The organism is Paenibacillus donghaensis (assembly GCF_002192415.1).
In the GTDB taxonomy this organism is placed as follows: Bacteria; Bacillota; Bacilli; order Paenibacillales; family Paenibacillaceae; genus Paenibacillus_AQ; species Paenibacillus_AQ donghaensis.
On the sequence record NZ_CP021780.1, the window covers coordinates 6981585 to 7004645 of the forward strand.

The following is a 23061-nucleotide window of genomic DNA, read 5'->3' on the forward strand; positions in this document are numbered from 1 at the left end:
GATTTCACCCCCTTTCCTTATGTGCCGCTTCATGAGCTTCAGAAGAAACATAGAACGGTACATTTAATTGAGAGACCCAGCCTAGCGCTAGTTCAATTGGGCTCCCCTCCATTATTGGAGGTCCATCTGCCCACTCTTCCTCTCGGGCAAATTGAATTCCGGTCGGGGTCATCAAGATATACATATCGGTTCCGTCAAAATATGGGTTAATGGATTGATCTTCTTGGTAGGTTAAGGCTACTCTTAGTTTTATGGTGATGGATTGGAGATGTTCAATCTGTTCTTGTTCCATTGCTGCCACTGCCAGAAAGTGAATCGTGCCTTCTGGATCTAATGATGTTTTGAGAAAATCCAAGATCCGTTGTTGATGTTGCTTGTTCATAGTTAGCCTCCATTATTGATTGATTTTAGATAATTTAAATTGAAACTACCCCTATTTAAATAGGAATAGGGATAGTGCTATATTACTCACTTCAGTTTTTAGTTTTTTAAAGAGTGTCTGTGTATATAACAAAAAGACTGAAGAATGATATGAGTGGCAGGCGTATTTGACTTTTATAAGCGATTAAGCTTCAAAATAATAGAAATACAATATTACGGGTAAACAATGAAACAAACATAAATTATGGTAAGTATGTCGGATGTCTATCTCAACAGCACTATACGGAACATTATTTCAATAGAAATAGCTGAACAAGCACAAATTTCTGCAATAATGACTCAATACTCTACCTTGCAAAATGCCTTCAATAGCAAAGCAATTGACTCTATACTGTTCTTGAATGCAAAAACTTATGAAATTAACTTTTATCCTGTGGCTAATAAACTGTATGTTGATATGGAAGGTCACTGATGGTTTTTTCAATGCCGGAATGAAATAACTTTGAACGAAATTGGTTCTGTTGTATCGGCGATAGTCATATCCTCATTAAGTACAATTCTGATCTCGGGGTGAGTATATGGATTATCATGAGGGCTACATTGCAATAGTTAACTCCCTTTGGACTACTCTATGTAAAACTGAAAACAAATCAAAAGTTAACATTTGGATTAGAAAACCTGTCTTCAAGGCGGTAACCATAGGGTCTCCAATATTCTTTTTAGAGAAAGGAAGCAGGTTAATACGAGGATTTGGATTATTTGAAAAGTTTGAAATAAACTCTACAATTAATTGCTGGAATAAGTACGGATCTTCGAATGGAGCTGCTACTTTTGAAGAATTCCTAGGTGCACTCAACTTTCCAAATCAAGAAATCAGTCACCAGCAACTACTAGGCTGCATTTTGGTAAAGAACGTGGTCTGGTCACTCTCCCCCTTACCTATTAACCAGCTACTTGTTGAATTCTCTAAATCAACAGTTTCTGGTAAGCGAATTAACAAGGATGCCGTTAACACAATGCTAAAAAGTCCTATGTTCTCCATCGAATAATTTAATAAAAAGGTGTACTATATAAATAGGATAAAATAACCATTGCATCACCGGAGGATTATATGGAATTAAAGGGCTGGGACAACTTAGGCAGAAACTTGGATGATACACTTCATCATCAGTTTAAAGGCCTCATGGAATTTCTTGCAGATCCAATTCTAGTAAATGGTCGAACTTGGAATAATAGTTTACAGATTGATGTTGCAGCGGCCATAGGTGTTAAATCACCTGGACAGGTTAGAACAATAAAAAGCATTTTGGAAAAAATGGGGATAATTAAGATTAATTCTCTCAACATGAGAATTATCCCTACTTCTAATTCAGTAATCACCCCGCTAGGGGAAGTGTTACTCGCCTTGGTTTCAATTGAAGAACGAATAGGGGAGATAGCAGCGGAAAATCACCAAATAAGAAAAAGCATTGAAACCATGTATGAAAGTTTTTATGTTAAGGCATTGATTCAGTATCATTTCCCTGATGGAGCTAGAAAGAGCGACAGCAGAACGCCCTTTCATCCTTTGCATGCGACTATCAAAGCGTTGCATAAATATCATTCTTTAGATAAATGGGAATGGTATCTATTAAATACGTTTATTCTTGAAAATGAAAATCCTACTCAAGAACAGCAGTTCGATAATGCAATAAATCAATATCGTGCTCATACTGTTACCTTTTCAAAGGCTGATATAACTGAAAATGAGAAAGGACATCAATACTTCCCTCAATACTTAGGTCTCTCTGGCTTGGTTACATTCCAAAAGGTTGGCAGGACGTGGGAACGCATGGAACTCGGGGGAAATTATACAGATATAATTAATTGTATTTTGGATACAAATTTCATAAATTGCTTTTTTAACAACAATTTATCTGTCCTAAATGAGGAAATTGATTGGGATGATGATGAGCACGCGGAGGGATTAGAAAATTATGAGTGACACAAACCCATTGATGAAAGCAAATGAATTAGCTGATAAAACCATTGTTGAAAATGCAACAAAACTCATTAATCTCTTAGGAGTAAAGTCTAGAAAGGAACAGCCTTCACTGATACAAGAGGGAACAGGCGCATACAATGCTAGCCTGGCTATAAACTCTGAAAATAAATGGATTGAGGCTATAAAACTTGATGAAATCAATAATACCAATGGAATAACTGAATGGACTCCTTTGAAGACTAAGTTCAATAGTGTATTACCTCAAAAAGATGAATACGTTCTTCTTTTTACTGAACCAGAACTAGAATGCAGAGGGATTCACAAGATTTCTGCCGATGTCACAGATAACGGAAGTTCTTTACTTTTACATCTTGAGCTAGAATCAGAGTTCATTCAACCTATCAAGTTATCTGACTTACTAGCTAATCAATGGTTGTCTGACGAGCTTAAAACTGCTTTGATGAATGAATAAGATTAACTAAAGGAATGAATTAATCAGATGCCAATAATTAACTCTAATGACTTTGACATTTTAATGAAAATGGCGACAACTCCGGCTAAAGTAAATGTTGCTCCAGCACAGGTTAAAGCTATTCTGGGAAGCTCATTTTTCATTTCAGATTTAGTAATAAATCAAATTTGTGCGGCACTTAATGCAGGAAATCATATTATCTTAAGTGGTCCCCCGGGAACCGGAAAAACCACTCTTGCAAATGCTGTGGCCCTTGCTGCAAGGGGGGTATCACCGCTAATCACTACTGCTACTGCAGATTGGACTACTTTTGATACAGTTGGAGGGTACATGCCTGACTTGGCTTCCCATAATCCAAATGCTTTAAAATTCGAGCTAGGGGTAGTTCTTCAGAGCATTAAAAACGGCCAATGGCTAATCATTGACGAAATTAATCGTGCTCAGATTGATAAAGCCATCGGTCAGTTATTTACAGTTCTCTCAGATGGTGATGTATTGTTACCTTATAGAAATTCTCTTACAGGCAATAGAATAAGTATCGTTTCTGGTAATGGACTAAGCACAGGCGAAGTCTATTATAAAAATGATGATTGGCGCCTCATAGCCACAATGAATGAATTTGACAAAACATCGCTTTTTGATATGTCTTATGCATTTATGCGTAGATTTGCTGTAATTAGAGTGGGTGTGCCTTCTAACTATGGCTCTTTAATTGCAAGTTGGGCTTCGGCCGCAGGAGTACAAGCCTCAATTGTTGATTGTCTCAAACTAATTGCTATTGCGACTGAAAAAGCAACTATGCGAGAAGTTGGTCCAGCCATGTTTAAAGGCTTAATCGCATATCTTCGCAGCCGACTTACTTTTGATATTAATTATGCACAACACTTTGCGGAAGGGCTGACAATGTACTTGTTACCTCAATTTCAAGGACTAGATGACTCGGAGATATCCCAGTTGTGGGAATTTGTTAAACCAGCTATTGTAACAGATCCTAACGCCGCCGATTACCTTCTAACAAATATCAGGTCAGTAACAGGTTATAACCTGAGGTAATATGGGGGGATTTGTATTAAATTTCGAGCTATCAACACTACAAACACTCAACTTCGACATAAATTAATGCTTAAACGAGTGGAATCTACTTATTTAGGTTTGAACTTGTACCGTAAAAGTGATCTGTTAAATGGCGTTACCTCAGCTCTGGCATTCGAAAATGACCTTGAGGTTGAAGATTTTGTGAATCTAGCCACCGTGCATTTTGTTATTAAGTGTTACCGTAGCGGTATCATCGATATCATCCAGCAAGTGATGCGTAATTTAGACCGAAACACTCAACAAGATTATGTAGAAAATAGAGGTTCTATAAAGGGGGTTGTTGATTGGGGGGAGACATTTAGACGAAGGGCTGCTGCAGGATTCAGCGACAGATCATTGTTTGTTACACGCCCTTCCAATAGGGTTTATGATACTTCGGCAAACCAATTCCTAAAGTTTTTCTTGGAGTTTTTGTACGTTAAAATTCCAGAAGCCTTAAAAATTGCGCCCGGGAAAGTTGAAGGTTGGACATACCTTTTGAATGAGGTCTTTCAAACCGTAAGGCAAGCGCGGCTGCACCCTCATCTTAGGGAAGTATCAAAATCTAACGTAATAAACTACAAATTAATTGAACTCACCTCAAAAAATAGAAATAGATATTATAGAGAACTATCTGCTTTTGGTGACCTATACTTTAAGATTTTCATTAATAAAGATCAAAAAGCATTATTTAGTGTCCTTCGCGAACAATTACTCAGTCCACAAGAACCTGATAAACTGTATGAGTTTGTTGTTCTTTTCGAGGTAATTTCTGTACTTGAAGAAATCAGAGTTAAGCAGAATGGAAAAAGAAAAATAACCATATTAAGAGCAGAAAACAAGACAATCTTCAATTATCTGCTTCCAAATAATACAACTATTTCAGCAATGTATCAGTATGTACCACGAACATTTAGCCGGAATAGTAAATACGTTGATACACTTAAACTATATCAAATCGGTAATGTTAAAACACGACAGCCAGATATCATAATCAATGTAGAGAAATCTACACCTGCAGGAACTATCTCAAAGAACGCTGTGGTTGAAGTGAAATTTTCGTCTGATCGCCATTACATTGGGGAGGGAGTTCACGATGTTTTATCCTACCTTGCAGACTTCCAATTTGCTCTTAACCAAACACCGAAAGCAATGCTTACTGTATGGTCAGGTATAGGTCAAAGACCCACTAATGAAAAGCAAAACGACATTTGGTTGTCAGACTTTAGAAATTTGCGAAGCTCGTTACTAGACTTTTTTGATGCATTAGTCTAATACAAAACAAGCATGATAGCCACGCTGCCATGCTTGTCTGTTTTGGGATCATTTTCTAAGCACAATGATTCGATCTAGCTTAATAAGTCCTCCTTTACCGCCTCGCGGAATATGGAGGTATCTATCCCTGATGACATATTGAAATTTCAATTCAAGCTTAAATCCAAATTCATTACCCATTGATGCTAGAATATCTGCTGTCGGTATTTCTACACCTCTTATTAAACTATCTCCAATGACAATTACATATGTTCCATTGTCATCCAGAGCATTATACACTCTTCCCAAGTTCTTCCTCATATCCTCGAAGAAAGCAGTAACAATAGAGGCCCTTTTTGAATCCGATTCCCTAAGTTCATAAATGGCACTATCTAAGGAGGGAATATTAAATACTTCTGTTAAATTATCGTTTCTTCCCCTCTCCCCTAACGACTCCGTTCCAACATGTTGACGTCTTATTTCCAGCAAATCATCTGGATCGGCTAAACCAAGCCACAAATTCTCAAACTTCAAACTTCTTACGTAATCAAAAGCATTAATATATGGGGGTGAGGTCACTGCTAACTTAATTTTTTTATCCAAAACAAAATCTCTTGCATCTGTACCAACAAGTTTTATATCAGGTACAACTCGTTGGAGTCCAAAATTAGTCTGATTGAAGATTTCATGAGAAAACTGACCCAATGCTTCTCTGTACAGTTCTTGTATTTTAAAGAAATACAGGTATGGGTCTTGCGGGTCCTTTGGAAACCTTGTTGAGATATATGGTTTCGGCGAACCGTTTTCGGCATTGGACACTTTTCTTATAATACCTGCGAGAACAATAGACAGATAATCAAATATCACACCTTCTCCGCCAGTTTCTGCTATAATCAACTGCTTTATTTTAATTAATTTATCTATAATATCTTCTCTAAACCACTTTGTTATATCTGGGATTGGAGGTAACTCAATAGTTATCGGAACTGATTGTTCAATTCGATTTCTAATAGCTAAAACCGTTCGATCTAGTGTACGTAATTCCACACTAGAAAAGGGCCTTGTCTTGACTTTTGTGAGCAACCGAGCAAATGGGTCAACATCAATGCCATAGCCGTTTTTCCCTTGTAACATTCCCTCTACTAAAGTTGTCCCTGACCCACAAAATGGATCAAGAATCCCATCATCTTCTGGTCCCAAATACTTAGAAATTGCCCATCTTGGAATATGAGGAATGTATTTGGCGGGGTATTTATTAAAAAATCTATGGCTATTTCCCACTACTAGAGCTTTATTAGCAGCTATCTCGTAGGTAGCATCCTGTATAACATCATTAGGAAGTTCTGGTACATAAGTGATCTCAGCTAGTTGCAATGTATTAGTACTCCCTTCAAGTTTCATAAGGCTTTTGGATTTTAACAGTACTTTCCCTTAGGAAACGACGTAAGCCTTCTGTTACTTTATATTGCTGTGAACTTGTTATAATCAACCGTTCAACTTCAATCTCTTTTACCGTAAAACCTATATTCTTAGCACTCGCTGCTAAAATAACATCAGTGGGGATTATAATACCACCGTACGAGGAATTGCTGACTACAATTGCACAAGAACCTCCCGGTCGAAGCGCCTTATATATATTATTTAAAACAACATTCATATCTTCAAAATAACCTTTTAGCATATCTGGTATTCTATTTGTCCATAGTTTTTGGGATCTAACAGCTGGTAAAAGAACATCATGAAGCTCGGATAAGTAATAATTTTCATATCTTGTAGGCCAAGTAGCATGAACATGAGATCGTACTGACTTCATACGTACATCTTTCTGATCAGATCTTGTTTTAATAAAATCTCCCATCCAGAGTTCCATATAGTAGATCTTTGTATAGTCAAAGCAATTAGCATACGGAGGGGAGAATATTACAGCATCCAATTGCTCTCCTTGCAAAAACTGATGCATATCCATTGCAGATTCTTCATAAATTATCGGTTCTGTCCTAAAGGAACTCGTGGAAGCCAAATCAACTTTAATCATTTCCAATGTACTATTCATTTGATGCAAAATTTGATCTCTCGGGCTGAGCGCACTGTTTTTGTTCGCTTTTTTTTTTATCTTGAGCCCATTACCAGCCTTCCTATATTTAGCTACGGGTTCAAGGGAATTCAACCAACTCAGAAAAATCAAATCACGAACTTTAGCATCATCAATTTGAATAATGAATTCTTTAATTCTTAATAATTCAAAAAGCATTTCCTGGCCGAATATTTTTGTTAAGTAATCATTTTCAGGTAACGCCACTTCGTAATCAAACTCGTTTGTAACTAATTCTGTTATGACTTGCTCTAAAAGCATTAGCTCCTTTTCTGAGTAGTCCCTTGTTTTTACTTGGCCAACAAACGCCGAGAAAGGATTTACCTCAAATCCTATTGATCGCAAATTTCTTTCATGGGCCACAGATAAAGTCGTCCCTGCACCACAAAAAGGATCACAAATCAGCCCATCCTCTGGTACATCAAATTCCTTAATTAATGCATTTACCAACTCAGGTGAAAAGCCTTCCCGATAGTAAAACCATCTATGTCTAGGATAATTAACACTCTCCGTAAAATTTACAAGTGCTCTATAAGTGGCCGATGTTAGATCACCGTTGACGACATTAAATCCTCTTTCAAACTCTTGATAGAATTCTTCATTTGGAATTAAGGATAAATTTACCATTTGATCTTGCACTACGTTCTTGCCTCCCCAGTCTATAGGTTCATATGGAACCATATCCCTTAAGTATAACCCAGTTACATCTTCATTAATAGATAAAGTGGAACAATTTCATTATACCGGAACAAATGTTTCCACGATACCCTTTGTGAAAAATTGAAGTCGAGGCGAACTACTATCTTATAACATCTATATTAGGCTTTCTCTTACTAACCATAACCCTACAGCCTTTGACATCCTTGAATACCTGTCCTACGTCAGCCAAAAATTTAGCCGTCATTTGTGATACGGTTCCCCCCGATTAATCTTCACCGCGCGATAAATCTGCTCGGTGAGGACCAGGCGCATGAGCTGGTGGGGCAGCGTCATACGCCCGAAGCTCATGCGCTGCTGTGCGCGGCGCATGACCTCATCGGAGAGCCCGTGGCTCCCTCCGATGAGGAAGACGACATGGCTCGTCCCGTAGGTACCGAGCCGGTCAATCTCTGCAGCAAGCTCTTCCGAGCTCCAGAGCTTGCCGTCAATCGCGAGCGCAATGACATGCGCCTCGCTCTTGATGTGCGCGAGAATACGTTCTCCCTCGCGCGCTTTAACCTGCACGACCTCAGCGTCGCTCAGCGAGTCAGGTGCTTTTTCATCCGCCACCTCAATCACCTGATACTTGAGGTAAGGCGTCAGCCGTTTGGCATACTCCGCGATGCCATCCACCAAATACTTTTCCTTCAATTTGCCTACGCCAATAATCTGAATAAACATATAACCCTCCACTAATGACCTCTATATTAATAGCGCAATAAATTGGAAAATACTCTCATAAACGAAACCCTAACCTCTGACTATAGCTCTGTTATCCGCTTCTCTAGTTTAACACATCGCATATTTTCTCTACTTATGTATACCATTGATCTGCACAGCTTACTCTCAAGGCCCCTGTCTACTCCAGCTCCAACAGCAATTGTTCATACAAGATAGCGGTTTCAAACGAGGGGAGCGTGTTGATCTCTTTATGTAGTGTTTCTGTAAATTTCAGGTAGTTCCGGGTCAAGGCCTCTTTGTTCTTCTGCACTGCCAAGGCCCTCATTAAAAGCATAAGGGATTCTTCGTCCAGCTCGTTACGGGACAGGAGCTTCATCAGGAGCCGGATGGCGGCATTGATCTCCCCTCTGTTCAATAAAGCGGCGCAAAGGCGCTGGGTAAGAGAAGTATACATCAAAGACAGCCGTTCAACCTCGCTCCATGCCCAGGTAAAGACGTGATCCCCGAACAAATCCCCCATATATAGCTGTTCAAGCTCCATCGCCTGTTCAATATTGGCTTCATCGATGATCGCCATCCTTCTGCAGCCCTCTTCAAAGCTCAGGAGGTCCACACGAATATCGTTCAGAATGAGCGCATAATGGTTGCTGTCTGTGTGCAGGCTCTCCTTCAGTCCATACACACCCAGCAGCTTACGCAGCTGATAGACGGTGGTGTTGAGATACACTTCAGCATTTTTTTGCGGCATCTCGCCAAAAATATCCTCAATCAACCTTGCTCTGGATACAAGTCTGCCCTTGTGGATCAATAGGTAGCCGAAGAGTTCCGCACTTTTCCTTGACCTCCATTTCGTCTTCATCCCGCGCGCGCTCTGAATTTCAATTCCGCCCAAGCCATTAAACTGGACATCATTGGATTCGCGCTCCGGCATCCCTTCTACAACGCGTTCCACACGTATTTGTGCACTGACTCTCTGCACAGTAATGTGAAGCCGTTCTTGCAGAACCGGTTTCACAATATAGTCGAAGGCGTAGACATCGAAGGCTGCCAGCGCATATTCTTTGTGAGATGTGACGAATACGATCTTCGTTTGTCTGCCGCTCCCCCTCAGCCGCTCGGCGAACTCCAGGCCACTCTCTCTGGGCATACTGATATCCACGAATATCAAGTCCACCTCATGCTCAGCCAAATAAGTGAACGCTGCTGCCGTCTCCAGGAAACTCCCCATAATTTCGATATCTGGAACTTTCGCCAGCATTCGCTTCAATATCAAATGCATCGCTTTTTCATCATCCACAATGATAACTTTCATGCACGAATGCCCCTTTCCATGCTGCTGCCGCTTAGAACAGATGTAGTCTGCGGAAGAACAGGGACCGAGAAATAGAAGGTGCTTCCTTCCGCCAGTATGCTGTCAAACCATAATTCTCCCCCATTTAAGCGGACGAACTCCCTGCACAAGCTTAATCCCAAACCGATGCCGCGCTCTCCGGCTGTTCCTGTTAGAGAGACTGGGTAATCATCCTGCAGTAAGGACTCGGCTTGCTCTGCTGACATGCCTTCCCCGGTATCGCTTACTGAGATAATCATTGTATGCTCCATCCGCTCTGCCCTTAGGGTAACGCTGCCTCCGTAGTCTGTGAATTTAATGGCATTGGACAACAGGTTCCGAAGGATCAGATTCAGCATTGCTTGATCGACATAGACAAAGGTGTCCTGGCGGATCTCAGATATCATTCTAATGCGCTTACTTCCACTACGAACCAGCAACATACGTAAATTAGCTTGAACTATCTGGGCCAGATCTCTTACCACGGGCTCAGAAATCATTCCCCCCGTTTGACTCCGAAACCAATCCAGCAGGCCTTCTACCAGTGCAAATGTATTCTGCACTTGTTGCGCCATTTCGTTAACTATCTCCTCATGGTCTTCTCCGCCGGACTGTAATTCCTCCTCCAGTAACTCCATCAGATTGACCAGCACCGCGATGGGATCACGAATATCGTGAGCCACTACGCTGAACATTCTGTCCTTGAACGTGTTCAGTTCACTGAGCTGTCTGGCATTCTCAAGGAGTTTTTCCTCGACGCGCACCGTATCTGTTACGTCTGTTAGGAGAAGCATTTTGCCAACAGGCCTATTGTTATTATTACTAACAAAGGTGAGCTGGACATTATAGAATCTATCGTCTTCTGGATCTGACAGCTGAACCTTGCTTGCCGATGAAGGCTCTTGCAGCATCTTGTCCATTAGTAGAGGATGGCGGGAGAAGACTTGGGACGCCGAACACCCTATACTCTTGTTATTCAGCCCCCCAATCACCCGTGCAGCTGAGCGGTTATAGCTAATGAGACTGTTCTCCAGATCAAATACTATGACTGCATCCTGCATGGATTCGAACACCTTTTGCAGTGCCAGGGGAGCCAACCGCAGCAGATTAAATTGATAGATACCCCACAAATAGAAGACACCAGAGAATACAAATCCGAACGGAGATAAATCAATTGGCATATAGAAGACCCCACTCAAATAAACAAGCGTAAAACCGAAGGGACCCCAAGATCCTACGATCATCAGAGCGATTTGCTTTTTCATATGGGGAGCTGCTGCACGGAACATTTGTATCATGAGCCCCATGCCTATCACAAAGAGTAAATACGAAAATATAACATGAACGCTATATAAGGGTCCTTTATTCAAGGTTACCAGAGGAAAGCCCTCTGAGTGATTGATCGTCATACTCTTGTAGAACAGATGATGCCACTCATTCGTGTACTGAATTGCAAGCGTCAGCACAGCCACAACCAGCAGAAGAACAACGGTTCTTGTGCGTACCCAGGCTTCGTGTCCTGTATATTGCAGCACCATGATAAACCACAGGACAGGACCAAATACAATGCCGACATATTCAATATGAAGCCAGAAGCGTATATGCTCCAGCGTGGTACTGATAATTTCAAAGGCATAGCCGAATGAATAAAAAGAACTGACCAGCATGCCGAGGCCGTAGCTTATGGCAATTGGCAGATTTCTTCTTTTCCAAGATAGGTAAGTCATCGATAGTGAACAGCAGGTTGCAGCCATCAGCAGTACAAACAAATACAGGTTATAACTCATAGATGGTTGACCCCTATCCAGGAAGTATTCGTTCATTCTGTGCCTCCTATGTTATCAGAAACAGGTTGAAAAACATACGCATCTGCAAGGGATATTTCAAATTTTATATTTTGCTATGTCTATAGAAGTTGCTCTCATATAGAAAAAGCCCGCTTCAGCCTCTAAGAAGGGCTGAAGCGGGCTATCAGCAAATTGCAGCGATACTTGCCCACTGGTAGGCAGCAGTAGAACTACTTAATGGACTCCAGGAGAGTATTAAGCTCCGGATTGCTCTGCAGGACGTGCAGCACAATAGTTAATGCTTCCGCGCGGGAAGCTTGCTTCTTGGGAAGAAAATCTCCCTTAGCATCTCCGCTAATAATGCCTGCTGCTGCAGCTTGCTCGATTTGGTCCTTGTTCCACACAGCATCAATATCCGAGAAAGCGGGGGCTCCAGCAGTGTTCACGCTGTTAAGGTTAACAATTTTTGCAATAATAGAGATAATCTCCGCACGGCTGATTTCCTGATTAGGCTTGAATGTGCCATTCTGGTAGCCTGAGATCACTCCCTTGTCCCGCAAAGTACGAATGGAAGCCTCGGCCCAATGGCCGGAAATATCAGTTAATTCACTCCCAGTAACGGTACTGGAAAGATCGAATACTTTGGCAATAATCGTAGCAAACTCCGCACGTGTGATACTTGCATTAGGGTGAAAGGTCCCATCCTTATAACCATTAACCACTCCTAATTTAATGAAAATGTCAACAGTCGCAGCCGCCCAATGGGAGGTCGTATCGGTAAATTTCACCGCAGCCGGTTGAGCTTTGGCTTCCTCTACTTTTTTGCTGAGGCTGGATATAAGATTCTCGATGTTGACCACTTTGTCATTAAAATTCGCTTTAGGCTGTGTACTTGGTCCAGGCGTTGCTGCCGGGGTCGCCACAGGCATTGGTGTTGGCATCGGTGTTGATACTACTACCGTGGTTGGTATTGGTGTAGAAGAGGAACCTCCCCCATTACCGCCTACGTAAGCCGCTATGACTTCAACAGCTTTAGTCCCATAGACAGCAGAGCCATCCACAGCCGCAGCCTTAACGATGATTGTCCCTGCTGATGTGCCTGTTAACACACCGCTCGCATCAATAGTGGCTGCGCCTGTTCCGTTTTGAGCAGACCATGCAACAGCTTTGTCTGTGGCCTCTGCAGGTGCAACCGCCGCAGCCAGTTGAATAGACTGACCCGCTTGAACCGACGAATCTCCAGTTACCGTAATAGAATACACCAGAACAGTAACTGTAGCTGGCGTTGGTGTCAGCGTTGGTACTGCCGTTGCTGTCGCTGCTGGCGTTGGTGTCAGCGTTGGTACTGCCGTTGCTGTCGCTGCTGGCGTTGGTGTCGGCGTTGGTGCTGCCGTTGCTGTCGCTGCTGGCGTTGGTGTCGGCGTTGGTGCTGCCGTTGCTGTCGCTGCTGGCGTTGGTGTCGGCGTTGGTGCTGCCGTTGCTGTCGCTGCTGGCGTTGGTGTCGGCGTTGGTGCTGCCGTTGCTGTCGCTGCTGGCGTTGGTGTCGGCGTTGGTGCTGCCGTTGCTGTCGCTGCTGGCGTTGGTGTCGGCGTTGGTGCTGCCGTTATAGTTATTTGTGTGCTGCCTACTACTCCACTTCCATCATTAGCTGTGGCTTGTACCGTTACAGTTCCGGCTGAAAGAGCTGTCAGTAAGCCATCCGCATCGATTGCAGCCGATCCTGTTCCATCCAGAACGGACCAAGTAACGACCGGGTTAGCCGCATCTGCTGGTGAAATTTCTGCATTCATAGCTACGGAATCACCCACATGCAAGGAATAGACATCCCCAGGAGTGCCCACCTTAACGCCAGTTATTTTATGCAAGACATTATCCGTAATTAACTGTGCGCCCGAATAGACAGCAATAGGAGTCGGGATATCCGTAGTCCCCGATTGGATCAGAAAAGTAACCAGCCCGTCGACTGTATACCAGGAGAAACCTTCTTTTACTACTGCTTCGCCCTTATTATTGACATCAGGGTCTGTGTTGTAAAATACTAAATTGGGATCACTGGCATGCGCGAAGATCTCTGTCCGCCCTTTCACAAGCTCGCCATCGCTATCATAAACCGCAAGAGTGATATTTAAATACCCTGGCTGGTTGGCATCCATCTCCGGTTGTTTAGCAAGCACTATATGGTCTACAGCACTTGTAGGTTTATGGATTTGAAGTCCGTTCACATTTAATGTATAGGATCCAAAAGGTCCATACGAATAGTCCGGAACCCAGCTGATCCCATTGTCGGTCACGTACCCGCCTACAATCGTTTTAGTACTGTTAGTCGGAACAGTTACGCTATTCCCCGATCCGGCATCAGGCACCTGCACCACTGTTCCATCCAAATATCTGAAGAATAATTGTTCTGAAGAGCTTGGCTTCTCATTCGTATAATTAATCGTTATGGAGCTGGCAGTTAGGACACACCCGCTTAACAAAGCCGAAACCAAGGCCAAAATCATAAATACTTTCCATGTTGAAGATCTTTTCATCTGTATTCCACATCCCCTTAAATTTTTATAGCTCATATTTAAAATAATTATATCTCTACGCAATGATAGGAAAATGACAAATTTCAACGGCAAAAAAAGCCCTGTGCGGGCTCAAGGGTTATTGTCTTTTTTTATGTAAAGCAAAGTGGCGACCACGCAGACTTTAGAGAAAAGAGCGCCAACCCGAAGGTTGGCGCTCTTTCACAATCAGTAGTGCTTAATTCATAAAGCCAACATACTGCATGAACCGTGATAACATGACAACCGCCTGTGCCCGGCTGGCCTTTGCGGATGGGATGAATTTCTCAGGGGTCATGCCTGTGATGATCTTTGCTTCAATAGCTTGAGCTACAGGCCCTTGCGCCCAACTGCTGATCGAAGCTTTGTCTTGGAATTGTGCTAACAGCTGATTTTGATTCCCGATGCTATCCCTTGCTTTACCTACAGTAGTGATCGCTCTTGAGATCATAACCGCCATTTGTTCACGGGTAATCGTGTCATTCGGTTTGAAGCTGTTGCCACTTACACCTTCCACCAGCTTGGATTGAACGGCCGCGCCAATGGCCCCGGCATACCAATCCGTGGATTTCACATCTGTGAAGGCAGTTGGAACTGCATCCGTGGTTATCCCTAAAGAGCGGACCAGCAATGCTGCGAATTCGGCTCTTGTAATGTGGCTATCCGGTGCAAAGCTGCTATCGGTGGCACCCTTTACGACCAGCTTGGAAGCCAGCAGCTCTATATCCCCTTTTGCCCAATGCTTGCTGAGATCATTGAACGACTTGTTGGAGGAAAGAACCGTATAAATACTGTTGCCGTTCCGCTTGAAGGTAACCTTCGTGGAGCCATCTGCCTGCTTTTCAAAAACTGCAGGTACAAAAGAGAACTGACCGGTTGATGGATCATAGAGCACCACTGTCGCATGAGTCTCATCTACAGGATTCGCCAAGACCATAGACCGTTCCACATAGGTTGACCCAAAATGGTTTAACTCGATCGTCTTCCCGTTGCCTGCTGCAATCACAGAGAATTCAATGGCGCTTCCTAATTGGGAAGCCGTAATATTCAGTGCACTCGCTTGGATTTTAGCGTTGAGGTCTGCTGTTGCTGCCGAGATATTCACTTGGATACTCGCATCAGCATTTGCAGTACCTAAACTTTGCGCGATTGCGGTAAAATCAATCACATTCAGGGGCAAGGAATACTCCCCGTCATTGGTTTGCAGAGAAATGACTGTATTAGGCGCATTCAACGCCGCAGTCGCCAATACGGATAACGAAAGCTTAAACTGAACTCCCTCACCCACAGGATTATTGTAAGTAATGAAGATCATGGGTGCATCTCCATGGTTATCCTGTTTGGCCGCTTGGGCAAGCGCATCAGCGAGCGCAGCCGCGTCTTGTGTAACGCTGACCGTTACATGACCATCCGCCGCTGCTTTAGACACGGCAACATTTTTACTGGTATTGACCTTGACGGGTTCCGCCTTAGTCCCAGGTGGAGTGATCGGCTTACCAGGAGTCGAGATCGTTCCAACAGGAATAGTACTGCTGCCGCTGCCAGTGACTGTACCCGTACCACTGCCGCTGCCAGATCCATCACTAGACCCACCGCCAGGTTCGCCGCCAGTTCCACCACCAGGTTCACCACCCGTTCCACCGCCAGGTTCACCACCCGTTCCACCGCCAGGTTCACCGCCCGTTCCACCACCAGGCTCACCACCCGTTCCACCGCCAGGTTCACCACCCGTTCCACCGCCAGGTTCACCACCCGTTCCACCGCCAGTAGTTGCTGCTTTTACAACTAACTCCTGTGTAGCGACTTGATCCGCTTGTCCGGCAATAACTTTATAGGCTCCGGCGGCCTCACTTTTAGCCAAAGTAAACGAACTGGAGAACTGCCCGTCTTTTACCTGAGTGATATCGTAGAATACCGTACTGTTCGTTGGGCGCAACACTTTGATGATTACTTCATTTAGAGTAGAAGTCCCGGAAATCACTACATTTCCGCCGGGCTCAATCGATGTTATGGTGTTCAACGTAACCGGACTGCTTGCAAATACCGAGGCCGGTACGAGTGATAAACAAAGTGTTACAATTAACATCAAACTCAACTTGCGTAACTTCACTTTGACATTCCCCGCTTTCATTTCATCTTATCTATTCCTCATTATTATTATCATTACTGCTGTTAGCTTGATCAAGCTCAAGCTGCGTCTTAACTGTAGCCAGGTTCAGTCCAAGATTCGTAGAATCACTGCTATATTTACTAACAACGTAAGCTCTGACCGTGTAATTAGGATTCGTAGCTCCATCCATCACATTGAAGTTCGCGGAGTACGTTCCGGTGTTCAATTTCAGATTGGCGGCAACAATGCTGACTGGTGTGGAACCATCGAATAACTCGAATAGAACCACTTGATTACCGATTGAATAATTATTGTTATCTGTATCCACATTGTTGAACAAATTAATTTTGGCTGTGATTCCATTCTCTGCAGTCACAACCGGCGCTGTGATATAGAAGATTTCAGAAGATACATAAGCTCTGCCTTCAAAATTCCTGCTGCTGTATCCTGCGGCGTCTACACTGATCCGGTAGTAATGACCTTTCTGGAATACTCCATTCGTGACCGTAAGCTTCCCTTCACTCAGGGAATATTCCGAGCTGTTCAATACCCGTTCCGTGCCGACATTGTTTTCATAGATTCTGACCGCTTGCACACGGTTTCTCCAAGCTGCATTGTCTGCAAAAACAAATTCGCTGGCTGTATTGCTTAAGAAATAACCTGTAATTTCAGGGGTGTTGTAGGCAACCACTGCATCTACTGCGACATTCCGAATCGTATCGTATGAATCGCTTACCACGCCTGCATCCACTCTCACTTTTACGGAACCCACCTGTTTCGCTTCATGAAAAAAGATGTTGATTCTATTCCCTGAAACAGAGACTACATCCTGCTCATCCAAAGGTGCATAGGTTACACCATAATCGGTCGAAAGAGTAATATGCTCTTTTAACTGGGATACGCCATCCACCAGGGTTTGATCTACCAGACTTAAATTGGAATTGTTGTTATTAAACCCCAGGCTCAACTGACGGCCATCGTGCGAGAAGTACCCTTCACTATAACTAATACCTTGCCTTTGTGGAAAGAACCAATTCGTACCCACACTGTTATTCACAGCGTTCCCGGCTGTATCTTTGAAATGATTGGAGTCAAATTCAAAAAGGTATTGATTCCCAGTTAACGGTGCAGCAAAATGAATCGTCACCAGCGGACCTGCGAAGGTTAGTGTGATGTCTGAAGGAAGGCTATAGCGCCAGCTTCCGATCACGGAATCGTACCATTGGACGCCCTGCAGGAAGCTGGCAACATCCGCTCTGGCATTCTCTACATCTTCGTCAAAAACAAGATTCAAATCCTGTACAGAATTCGATAAATAGGAATAGAGATAGGTTGGAGGGGTGGTATCTGCCGGGGACGGGTCTACTCCCCCAATATTCGCTGGCAACAGAGCGGTCAATACGACATCATTTTGAACATTTCCATAAGTGTCCTTTAGCGCTCTACGATCGATCATGATTTGATTAGTCGTTCCTGCCAAGGCTTCAGCAAAGTGGATATGCAGCTTGCCGTCAACTATGGATGCGGCATCCCCTGTGACCAAGCTCTTCCAGTTCCCGGTACCTTTGTATAAACGGATATAATTGCCTAAAGAATTGTTGGTAAGATCCAGCACATCGCCGTAAAAAGTAAGGATTACCTCATGGTTGTCACTGCTGACGGTTGCGCTCTGAATCGTTGGCGGACTGACATGCAGAATCATGTCCTCATTGAGGTTGCCAGCTGCATCCTTCAGGGTACCGGCGGCGACTTGAACCAGCGTACGGGCTCCGAGGATCACCTTCATGTCATTATGATAATTCAGATAGATTTGTCTTGAGCCATTTTGATAGATATCGCCCTCTTGTTCCGTTACCGGGACAAAGTGTTCTCCGTCTACCGCGACACTCAATTTACTTTTTAGATAAGCGTTGACTTGATCCTGAGTGGCGCCATCCGGGGCATTGATCGTAAAATCCTCATCAAAATTCAAATTCACTTGATTACCATTGCTGGACGAGGAGCCTACATAAGCGGGAGGCGTAATATCATGTGCTGAGATCCCAGAGATCGTGATATCATTAGCAGAGGGGACCTCGTCCTTATTCATGATGGAGCCAGCCTTCACGTTGATTGCATTAGTTGTTCCAGTTAGTGCCGTGTGGAGGGTAAGGACTAAGGCGCCATCAGCAGTCCTACTAATTGTGTTATTGCCATGATCCGTTGAAAGATCGACGAAGGCATTGGAACCGGAACGCTCAATTTGAATATTCGACATTAGATCTGCCAAGCTGGCGGTTGGATTGGTATAAGTATTGAAGGTTACGGTTACGGCTGTATTGTCGCTGCCCACTTCTGCTGTTGCCGAGGTTAATGGGGCTATAGGGCTTGCAGCATGACTTTCACTGGGTGAAACGGTTAGAACGGTTACAGCGGTGATTACGATTGCCATCATTTTTGACACAGTCGCCATGAATCTCAACCTGTTATTTCTATTTCTTTCTGCCATCTGAATGCCTCACTCCTAAATTTTTATTATTTAAAATTGCTACTAAAATCTAGTATATCTCCCCCCAATGACAGGAAAATGACAAACTTCGACAAAGAAAAAAGAGCCATGTCGGTCGCTGGCCCTAATTCCGTTGATACCACTTTTTACACCCCATAAACTATCCGCCCAAAATCAGCGGTACCTACAAGACATTCTGGGCAATGTATTCAAAATCGGGGTTCCCGTCTTTATTATGAGCATCTTTTTGGGGGCAATGTCGCTTATCTTCAACCATTTTCTTGTCGAATACGGGGATTCGGCCGTAGCGGCTTACGGAATTTCATCACGTTTATTGCAATTTCCTGAGTTTATTCTAATGGGCTTATGCGAGGGGGTCGTGCCGCTCATTGCCTTCTCTTTTACAGCGGATAAATTGCGCATGAAGAATACCATTGGATTTACGACCAAAGTGATTGTGGGGTTAGCAGCCGTATTCGGCATCATCGTCTATTTAGTTTCCGACCATTTAATTGGTCTATTTACAAATGACCCGCAATTAATTGAAATGGGCAGCTACATTCTGCATGTGACGTTCTTATCCTTGTTCATTACAGGAATGACCACTTTGTTTACCGGGGTCTTCCAGGCAACAGCACAAGGAACAGCCGCGTTTATTATGTCAATTATTCAAGGAGTTACGCTGATTCCTGTGCTTTATATCGCCAATCAAATGAACGGCTTCCACGGGGTGGTCTGGTCGATTGTCATTGCGGATGCCGCCGCATTCCTTGTCGGTGCCGTCATGCTGTATGTTCTGCGGAACAAATTGCAGCCGGAATTGGATAGTTTGGTACAGTAGAAATTATATAACAGCCAGATCAGCCAACCTTGGAGTTCTGCCGCCTCTTTAAAAAAAGAAGGTGCGAGAAGCCGGTTCATCACCGAACGCTTTTCGCACCTTCGCTTTCTTGTCTAAATCAACGCGTTGAAATGGCCCTCCGAGTTTACCGTCGCCGTCCGGGGATCGGTCAGACCGATGCCCTTGAGGCCTCCCTTTCCTTCAGTCCGCCAGAGCGGAAGATGGTCTTGAAGCGGAGGAGCTAGTACAAAATCGACCGGGGTGCTACTCCCACTTTTCTGTACCATTTGGGCCTCCATCAGTCGAATTTGCCGCTGCAGCTGCTCCCGGCGATAAGGAGTCCGCATCTCTCCGCCTTGCGCTGCATTCACCTTGTCCAGTTCCATCAGCAACCGGTTCCGCTGCTTCTCCAGGGAACTGACATCGCTTTGTGTGCCACCGTAAGCTGCAATGGCCTGTACCGGGCTGATGCCTGATACTGTCTGTGCCGCCATGATCTGTCCCTCCGTTTCCTTGGCCCCCACTCCAAATTCAGCCAAATTTGAAAGTTCTAATCATTCCTATTACCCAGCCGCCCCCGCCATGACAACATCCCAAACGCATTTCGGAAAATAATCGTCGCATAGTCTCAGTCGGCCGCTTGTTTCGACCATACCAAAGACCCACCGAGGACGGTAAAAGTCCCTTCAATGTAAATCATTATTCTGTAGTATAAACAAGCTCGCAGGAAAAATATCTACGTGACATTTCGACCAAAGTTTGACTTACCCTGCTCCTACGGTCGGTATGCTGTAAATACAGGCTCCTGCGAGCTTTTCTTCAAAAAACTTGCCGCTATTTATGATACGGTTCACCTTACACACTGTAACGGCTAAATTTAGAGGCACCCATAAATGGATGCCTCTAATACTTAATTTATGAATCTAACTCGGGCTTGCTGGATGAAAAAACGATCTAGAAATGTACTCTCAATTAAACCTTCGTACAAAATAATAATCAAATCGTTCCGACAGATTTTTATTTTGATGGATCGTTTAATCGCTTTGTTATGTTCCTCCAATGATTTTCAACCTGAGTTTCCATTAGATTGTGCGTTGCAGCATCAACATCAAATGTTTTTTGTGCTCTCGAAGCATAACTTATAAAGTTACCATATCCTTCTTTTCTTGTCTTCCCAAGATGGGTATAGTTTTTATAAAGACTTTTTCTATGCTTCTTCCTCTCATGCTCATCTGCTTTCCAATTACACAATCTAATTTTTCTATATGCCCTGCTATAAAACTTAAATATACTTTTTTCTCTAATTTTCACATTATGCCCATCGAATGTAAAACCTAAATAATCAAGTGTTCCTCTATTAAAATCCTCGTCAAAAATCTGATTATCCGAATAAATAAACTTTTTTGTTTTCTCCTGTTGAATAATTAATCTAGGGGTCTGTTTTTTTATATCTTCTACAAATTCCATATGCATATTATAATCATATTTCTCCATTTCCCCATCAAAGGGTATCACAATAATTAAATCATCACAGTATCTTCTATATAAGCCATTCGTGGCCTTTACATACTCGTTAATACTTTTATCAAAATCTAAAAGGTATATGTTTGAACAAACTGAACTTAAACCGGCTCCTTGAGGAATTCCATATTCATTTTTGTTAAACTTAATATTTTCTTTATCTGAGCTTCTAAATTTTCTAAAATCTTTCTCGTCAAAATACCTAGTTAACTTCTTTTTTTTATCTTTATTTCTATATTTCTTTTTCAAGACAGCTTCTATCTTTTCCTTTTCGGCCCAACTAAATTTAGTAATATTTTTAAATACAGAATAATAATCATCCGGTAATTTATCTTCCTCTAAAACTACTTGCATTTGGTTTTTTAGATATTTATGGTCTAGTTCATCAAAGAATTTAGTAAAATCAGCAACATAGATAAAGGCATTTTTTTGACTTTTAATAAAATCAATTACTTCTTTAGCAAAGTGAATATTACTCTTTCCACTCAAATTATTTCTGTATGCAGTAGCTACCTCATTTATAGCTAACTTCTTTACTATATCATTATATTTTTCATTCAATTTGTCTCCATAATATTTGTAAATATAACTATCAATATGTGAAGCATAATATATATCTCGTGTTTTGGATTTTCTTTCCTTTTTTTCCTTATTATATTTAAAGAATTCAATTTTGAAATGGATAAATGGATAAAATCCATGTTTTGTTACCCAACATGGATTAGTTATGTCATTAATTACTCTATTAATGGATATTTTATTGTCGAAATGAGTATATCGTTTAGTCCGAAATCTACTTGCATCAATTTTCGCAGAGCAAGTAAGGGTTTGTAATCGTAGCCTATTACTCTGAATCATACTCAGTTACCCCTCACCTGCATACATTAGTCTCAATTGGATTCTATTTCTAGACTTCAAAAGAACCATTTTCGTTGTGTTCAATTTCTATCACACAACAAGGCTACTTAATTCACTTATTAGCTATACTATAGAGTGTATAGTAGAATGGCGGTTAGATACACATGGAGGTGTCGATGTCCATATGCAGAGTTGCTTAACCTTGTCCGTCGCTATTGCCTGCTTGATAGGAATCGCAAGAAATGCCGCTTGGATAAAGCTTGACAACTGTTCACCATAAACCCTCAACACAATTTCTATGAGGCCTTTTTATTATACCACTAGTTCATATATTTTCCACAATGGAAGATTTAAAGATTTCAAAAATATACATAAAAATATAATTGTTATTGATATTAACAAGCTAACGCTTGCAATCTTATACCAATATATGCTAAGTTAAATGCGAACAAACATTCCCTATATGGAGGCTGAAAAAATGGCGATTGGTGATCGTTACAAAACGGGGCAGAGGTCCCCAGCAAATGCTTATTATGCTTGGGATGGATACACAGATGGTACATCTTCACCTAGTCCTACCTCAGAAGAACAGAAAATCAAGCTTGAGAACACTGAAGTATTTCCACCTATAAACTCTTGTGACAAAGGTGCCTTTTGGAAGATGACTTCATACGCATAAAATACGAAAAAGGGAAGAGCTTTTTTCATGAAAAAGACCTTCTCTTTTTCACGTGGTAACTTCTGTGTTTAGTATTCCATTGGTTCTACCGTCTAGCCATTTATTCTTTAAAACGCAAGTGTCTTCTAAATAAGTTTGCTATCTCTCTTTCTGTTCAACACGTACTTTAAATTTATAGATACCTTTTCATCTATATACTTCTTCCAGCAAGTATTATCCCTAGATGGATCATTTGCCTGTTCAGTAAAATATGTTCCCATG

At 42.4% G+C, this 23061-nt stretch carries 17 protein-coding genes and 1 pseudogene; 7 read left to right on the plus strand and 11 right to left on the minus strand.

What is annotated here, in order from left to right:
- Positions 1-4 precede the first annotated feature (4 nt).
- Positions 5-382 (minus strand): hypothetical protein, encoded by a 378-nt coding sequence (locus B9T62_RS31630; RefSeq protein WP_087918898.1) that lies wholly within the window; start codon positions 380-382, stop codon positions 5-7.
- A gap of 577 nt (positions 383-959) precedes the next feature.
- Between B9T62_RS31630 and B9T62_RS31635 the strand changes: the two genes are divergently transcribed.
- From B9T62_RS31635 to B9T62_RS31655, 5 genes are all read left to right on the plus strand, one after another.
- Positions 960-1430 (plus strand): hypothetical protein, encoded by a 471-nt coding sequence (locus B9T62_RS31635; protein WP_245864183.1) that lies wholly within the window; start codon positions 960-962, stop codon positions 1428-1430.
- A gap of 62 nt (positions 1431-1492) precedes the next feature.
- Positions 1493-2365 carry a hypothetical protein gene (locus B9T62_RS31640; protein WP_087918899.1) on the plus strand — a complete coding sequence of 291 codons (873 nt, stop codon included), beginning with the start codon at positions 1493-1495 and terminating at the stop codon, positions 2363-2365.
- Positions 2358-2837: a hypothetical protein gene (locus B9T62_RS31645; RefSeq protein ID WP_087918900.1), complete on the plus strand. Its 480-nt coding sequence runs from the start codon at positions 2358-2360 to the stop codon at positions 2835-2837. Before B9T62_RS31640 ends, B9T62_RS31645 begins: the two co-directional genes overlap by 8 nt.
- A gap of 27 nt (positions 2838-2864) precedes the next feature.
- Complete coding sequence (locus B9T62_RS31650; RefSeq protein WP_087918901.1) at positions 2865-3890, plus strand: AAA family ATPase; 1026 nt, start codon at positions 2865-2867, stop codon at positions 3888-3890.
- Between the two features lie 105 nt (positions 3891-3995).
- Positions 3996-5186 (plus strand): hypothetical protein, encoded by a 1191-nt coding sequence (locus B9T62_RS31655; RefSeq protein ID WP_157794090.1) that lies wholly within the window; start codon positions 3996-3998, stop codon positions 5184-5186.
- 48 nt (positions 5187-5234) lie between these two features.
- Here B9T62_RS31655 and B9T62_RS31660 read toward each other — a convergent pair whose 3' ends face one another.
- The 8 genes from B9T62_RS31660 to B9T62_RS31700 all read right to left on the minus strand — a co-directional run bounded on the left by B9T62_RS31660 (position 5235) and on the right by B9T62_RS31700 (position 18865).
- Complete coding sequence (locus B9T62_RS31660; RefSeq protein ID WP_169834461.1) at positions 5235-6539, minus strand: DNA methyltransferase; 1305 nt, start codon at positions 6537-6539, stop codon at positions 5235-5237.
- 16 nt (positions 6540-6555) lie between these two features.
- A complete protein-coding gene (locus B9T62_RS31665; protein WP_157794091.1) occupies positions 6556-7896 on the minus strand; it encodes a DNA methyltransferase in 1341 nt (446 codons plus the stop codon).
- 261 nt (positions 7897-8157) lie between these two features.
- Entirely contained in the window at positions 8158-8637 is a 480-nt protein-coding gene (rlmH, locus tag B9T62_RS31670) for a 23S rRNA (pseudouridine(1915)-N(3))-methyltransferase RlmH (protein ID WP_087918905.1), read from the minus strand.
- A gap of 178 nt (positions 8638-8815) precedes the next feature.
- Positions 8816-9949 (minus strand): response regulator, encoded by a 1134-nt coding sequence (locus tag B9T62_RS31675; RefSeq protein WP_087918906.1) that lies wholly within the window; start codon positions 9947-9949, stop codon positions 8816-8818.
- Positions 9946-11754 (minus strand): sensor histidine kinase, encoded by a 1809-nt coding sequence (locus B9T62_RS31680; protein ID WP_169834462.1) that lies wholly within the window; start codon positions 11752-11754, stop codon positions 9946-9948. The genes B9T62_RS31675 and B9T62_RS31680 overlap by 4 nt, the downstream gene beginning before the upstream one ends.
- Before the next feature lie 230 nt (positions 11755-11984).
- Complete coding sequence (locus tag B9T62_RS31685) at positions 11985-14285, minus strand: S-layer homology domain-containing protein (protein ID WP_169834463.1); 2301 nt, start codon at positions 14283-14285, stop codon at positions 11985-11987.
- A gap of 217 nt (positions 14286-14502) precedes the next feature.
- A complete protein-coding gene (locus tag B9T62_RS39640; protein ID WP_169834464.1) occupies positions 14503-16323 on the minus strand; it encodes an S-layer homology domain-containing protein in 1821 nt (606 codons plus the stop codon).
- Positions 16324-16444: 121 nt separating this feature from the next.
- A complete protein-coding gene (locus B9T62_RS31700) occupies positions 16445-18865 on the minus strand; it encodes a hemoblobin-interacting domain-containing protein (protein WP_087918911.1) in 2421 nt (806 codons plus the stop codon).
- 223 nt (positions 18866-19088) lie between these two features.
- Between B9T62_RS31700 and B9T62_RS31705 the strand changes: the two are divergent.
- Positions 19089-19742, plus strand: a pseudogene (locus B9T62_RS31705) (MATE family efflux transporter); the annotation flags it as partial.
- A gap of 113 nt (positions 19743-19855) precedes the next feature.
- Here B9T62_RS31705 and B9T62_RS31710 read toward each other — a convergent pair.
- A complete protein-coding gene (locus B9T62_RS31710; protein ID WP_087918912.1) occupies positions 19856-20236 on the minus strand; it encodes a hypothetical protein in 381 nt (126 codons plus the stop codon).
- Between the two features lie 523 nt (positions 20237-20759).
- Positions 20760-22121 (minus strand): reverse transcriptase domain-containing protein, encoded by a 1362-nt coding sequence (locus tag B9T62_RS31715; protein ID WP_245864184.1) that lies wholly within the window; start codon positions 22119-22121, stop codon positions 20760-20762.
- Between the two features lie 478 nt (positions 22122-22599).
- On the opposite strand from B9T62_RS31715, the gene B9T62_RS31720 reads away from it, so the two are divergent.
- Positions 22600-22800 (plus strand): YjzC family protein, encoded by a 201-nt coding sequence (locus B9T62_RS31720; RefSeq protein ID WP_087918913.1) that lies wholly within the window; start codon positions 22600-22602, stop codon positions 22798-22800.
- Positions 22801-23061 lie beyond the last annotated feature (261 nt).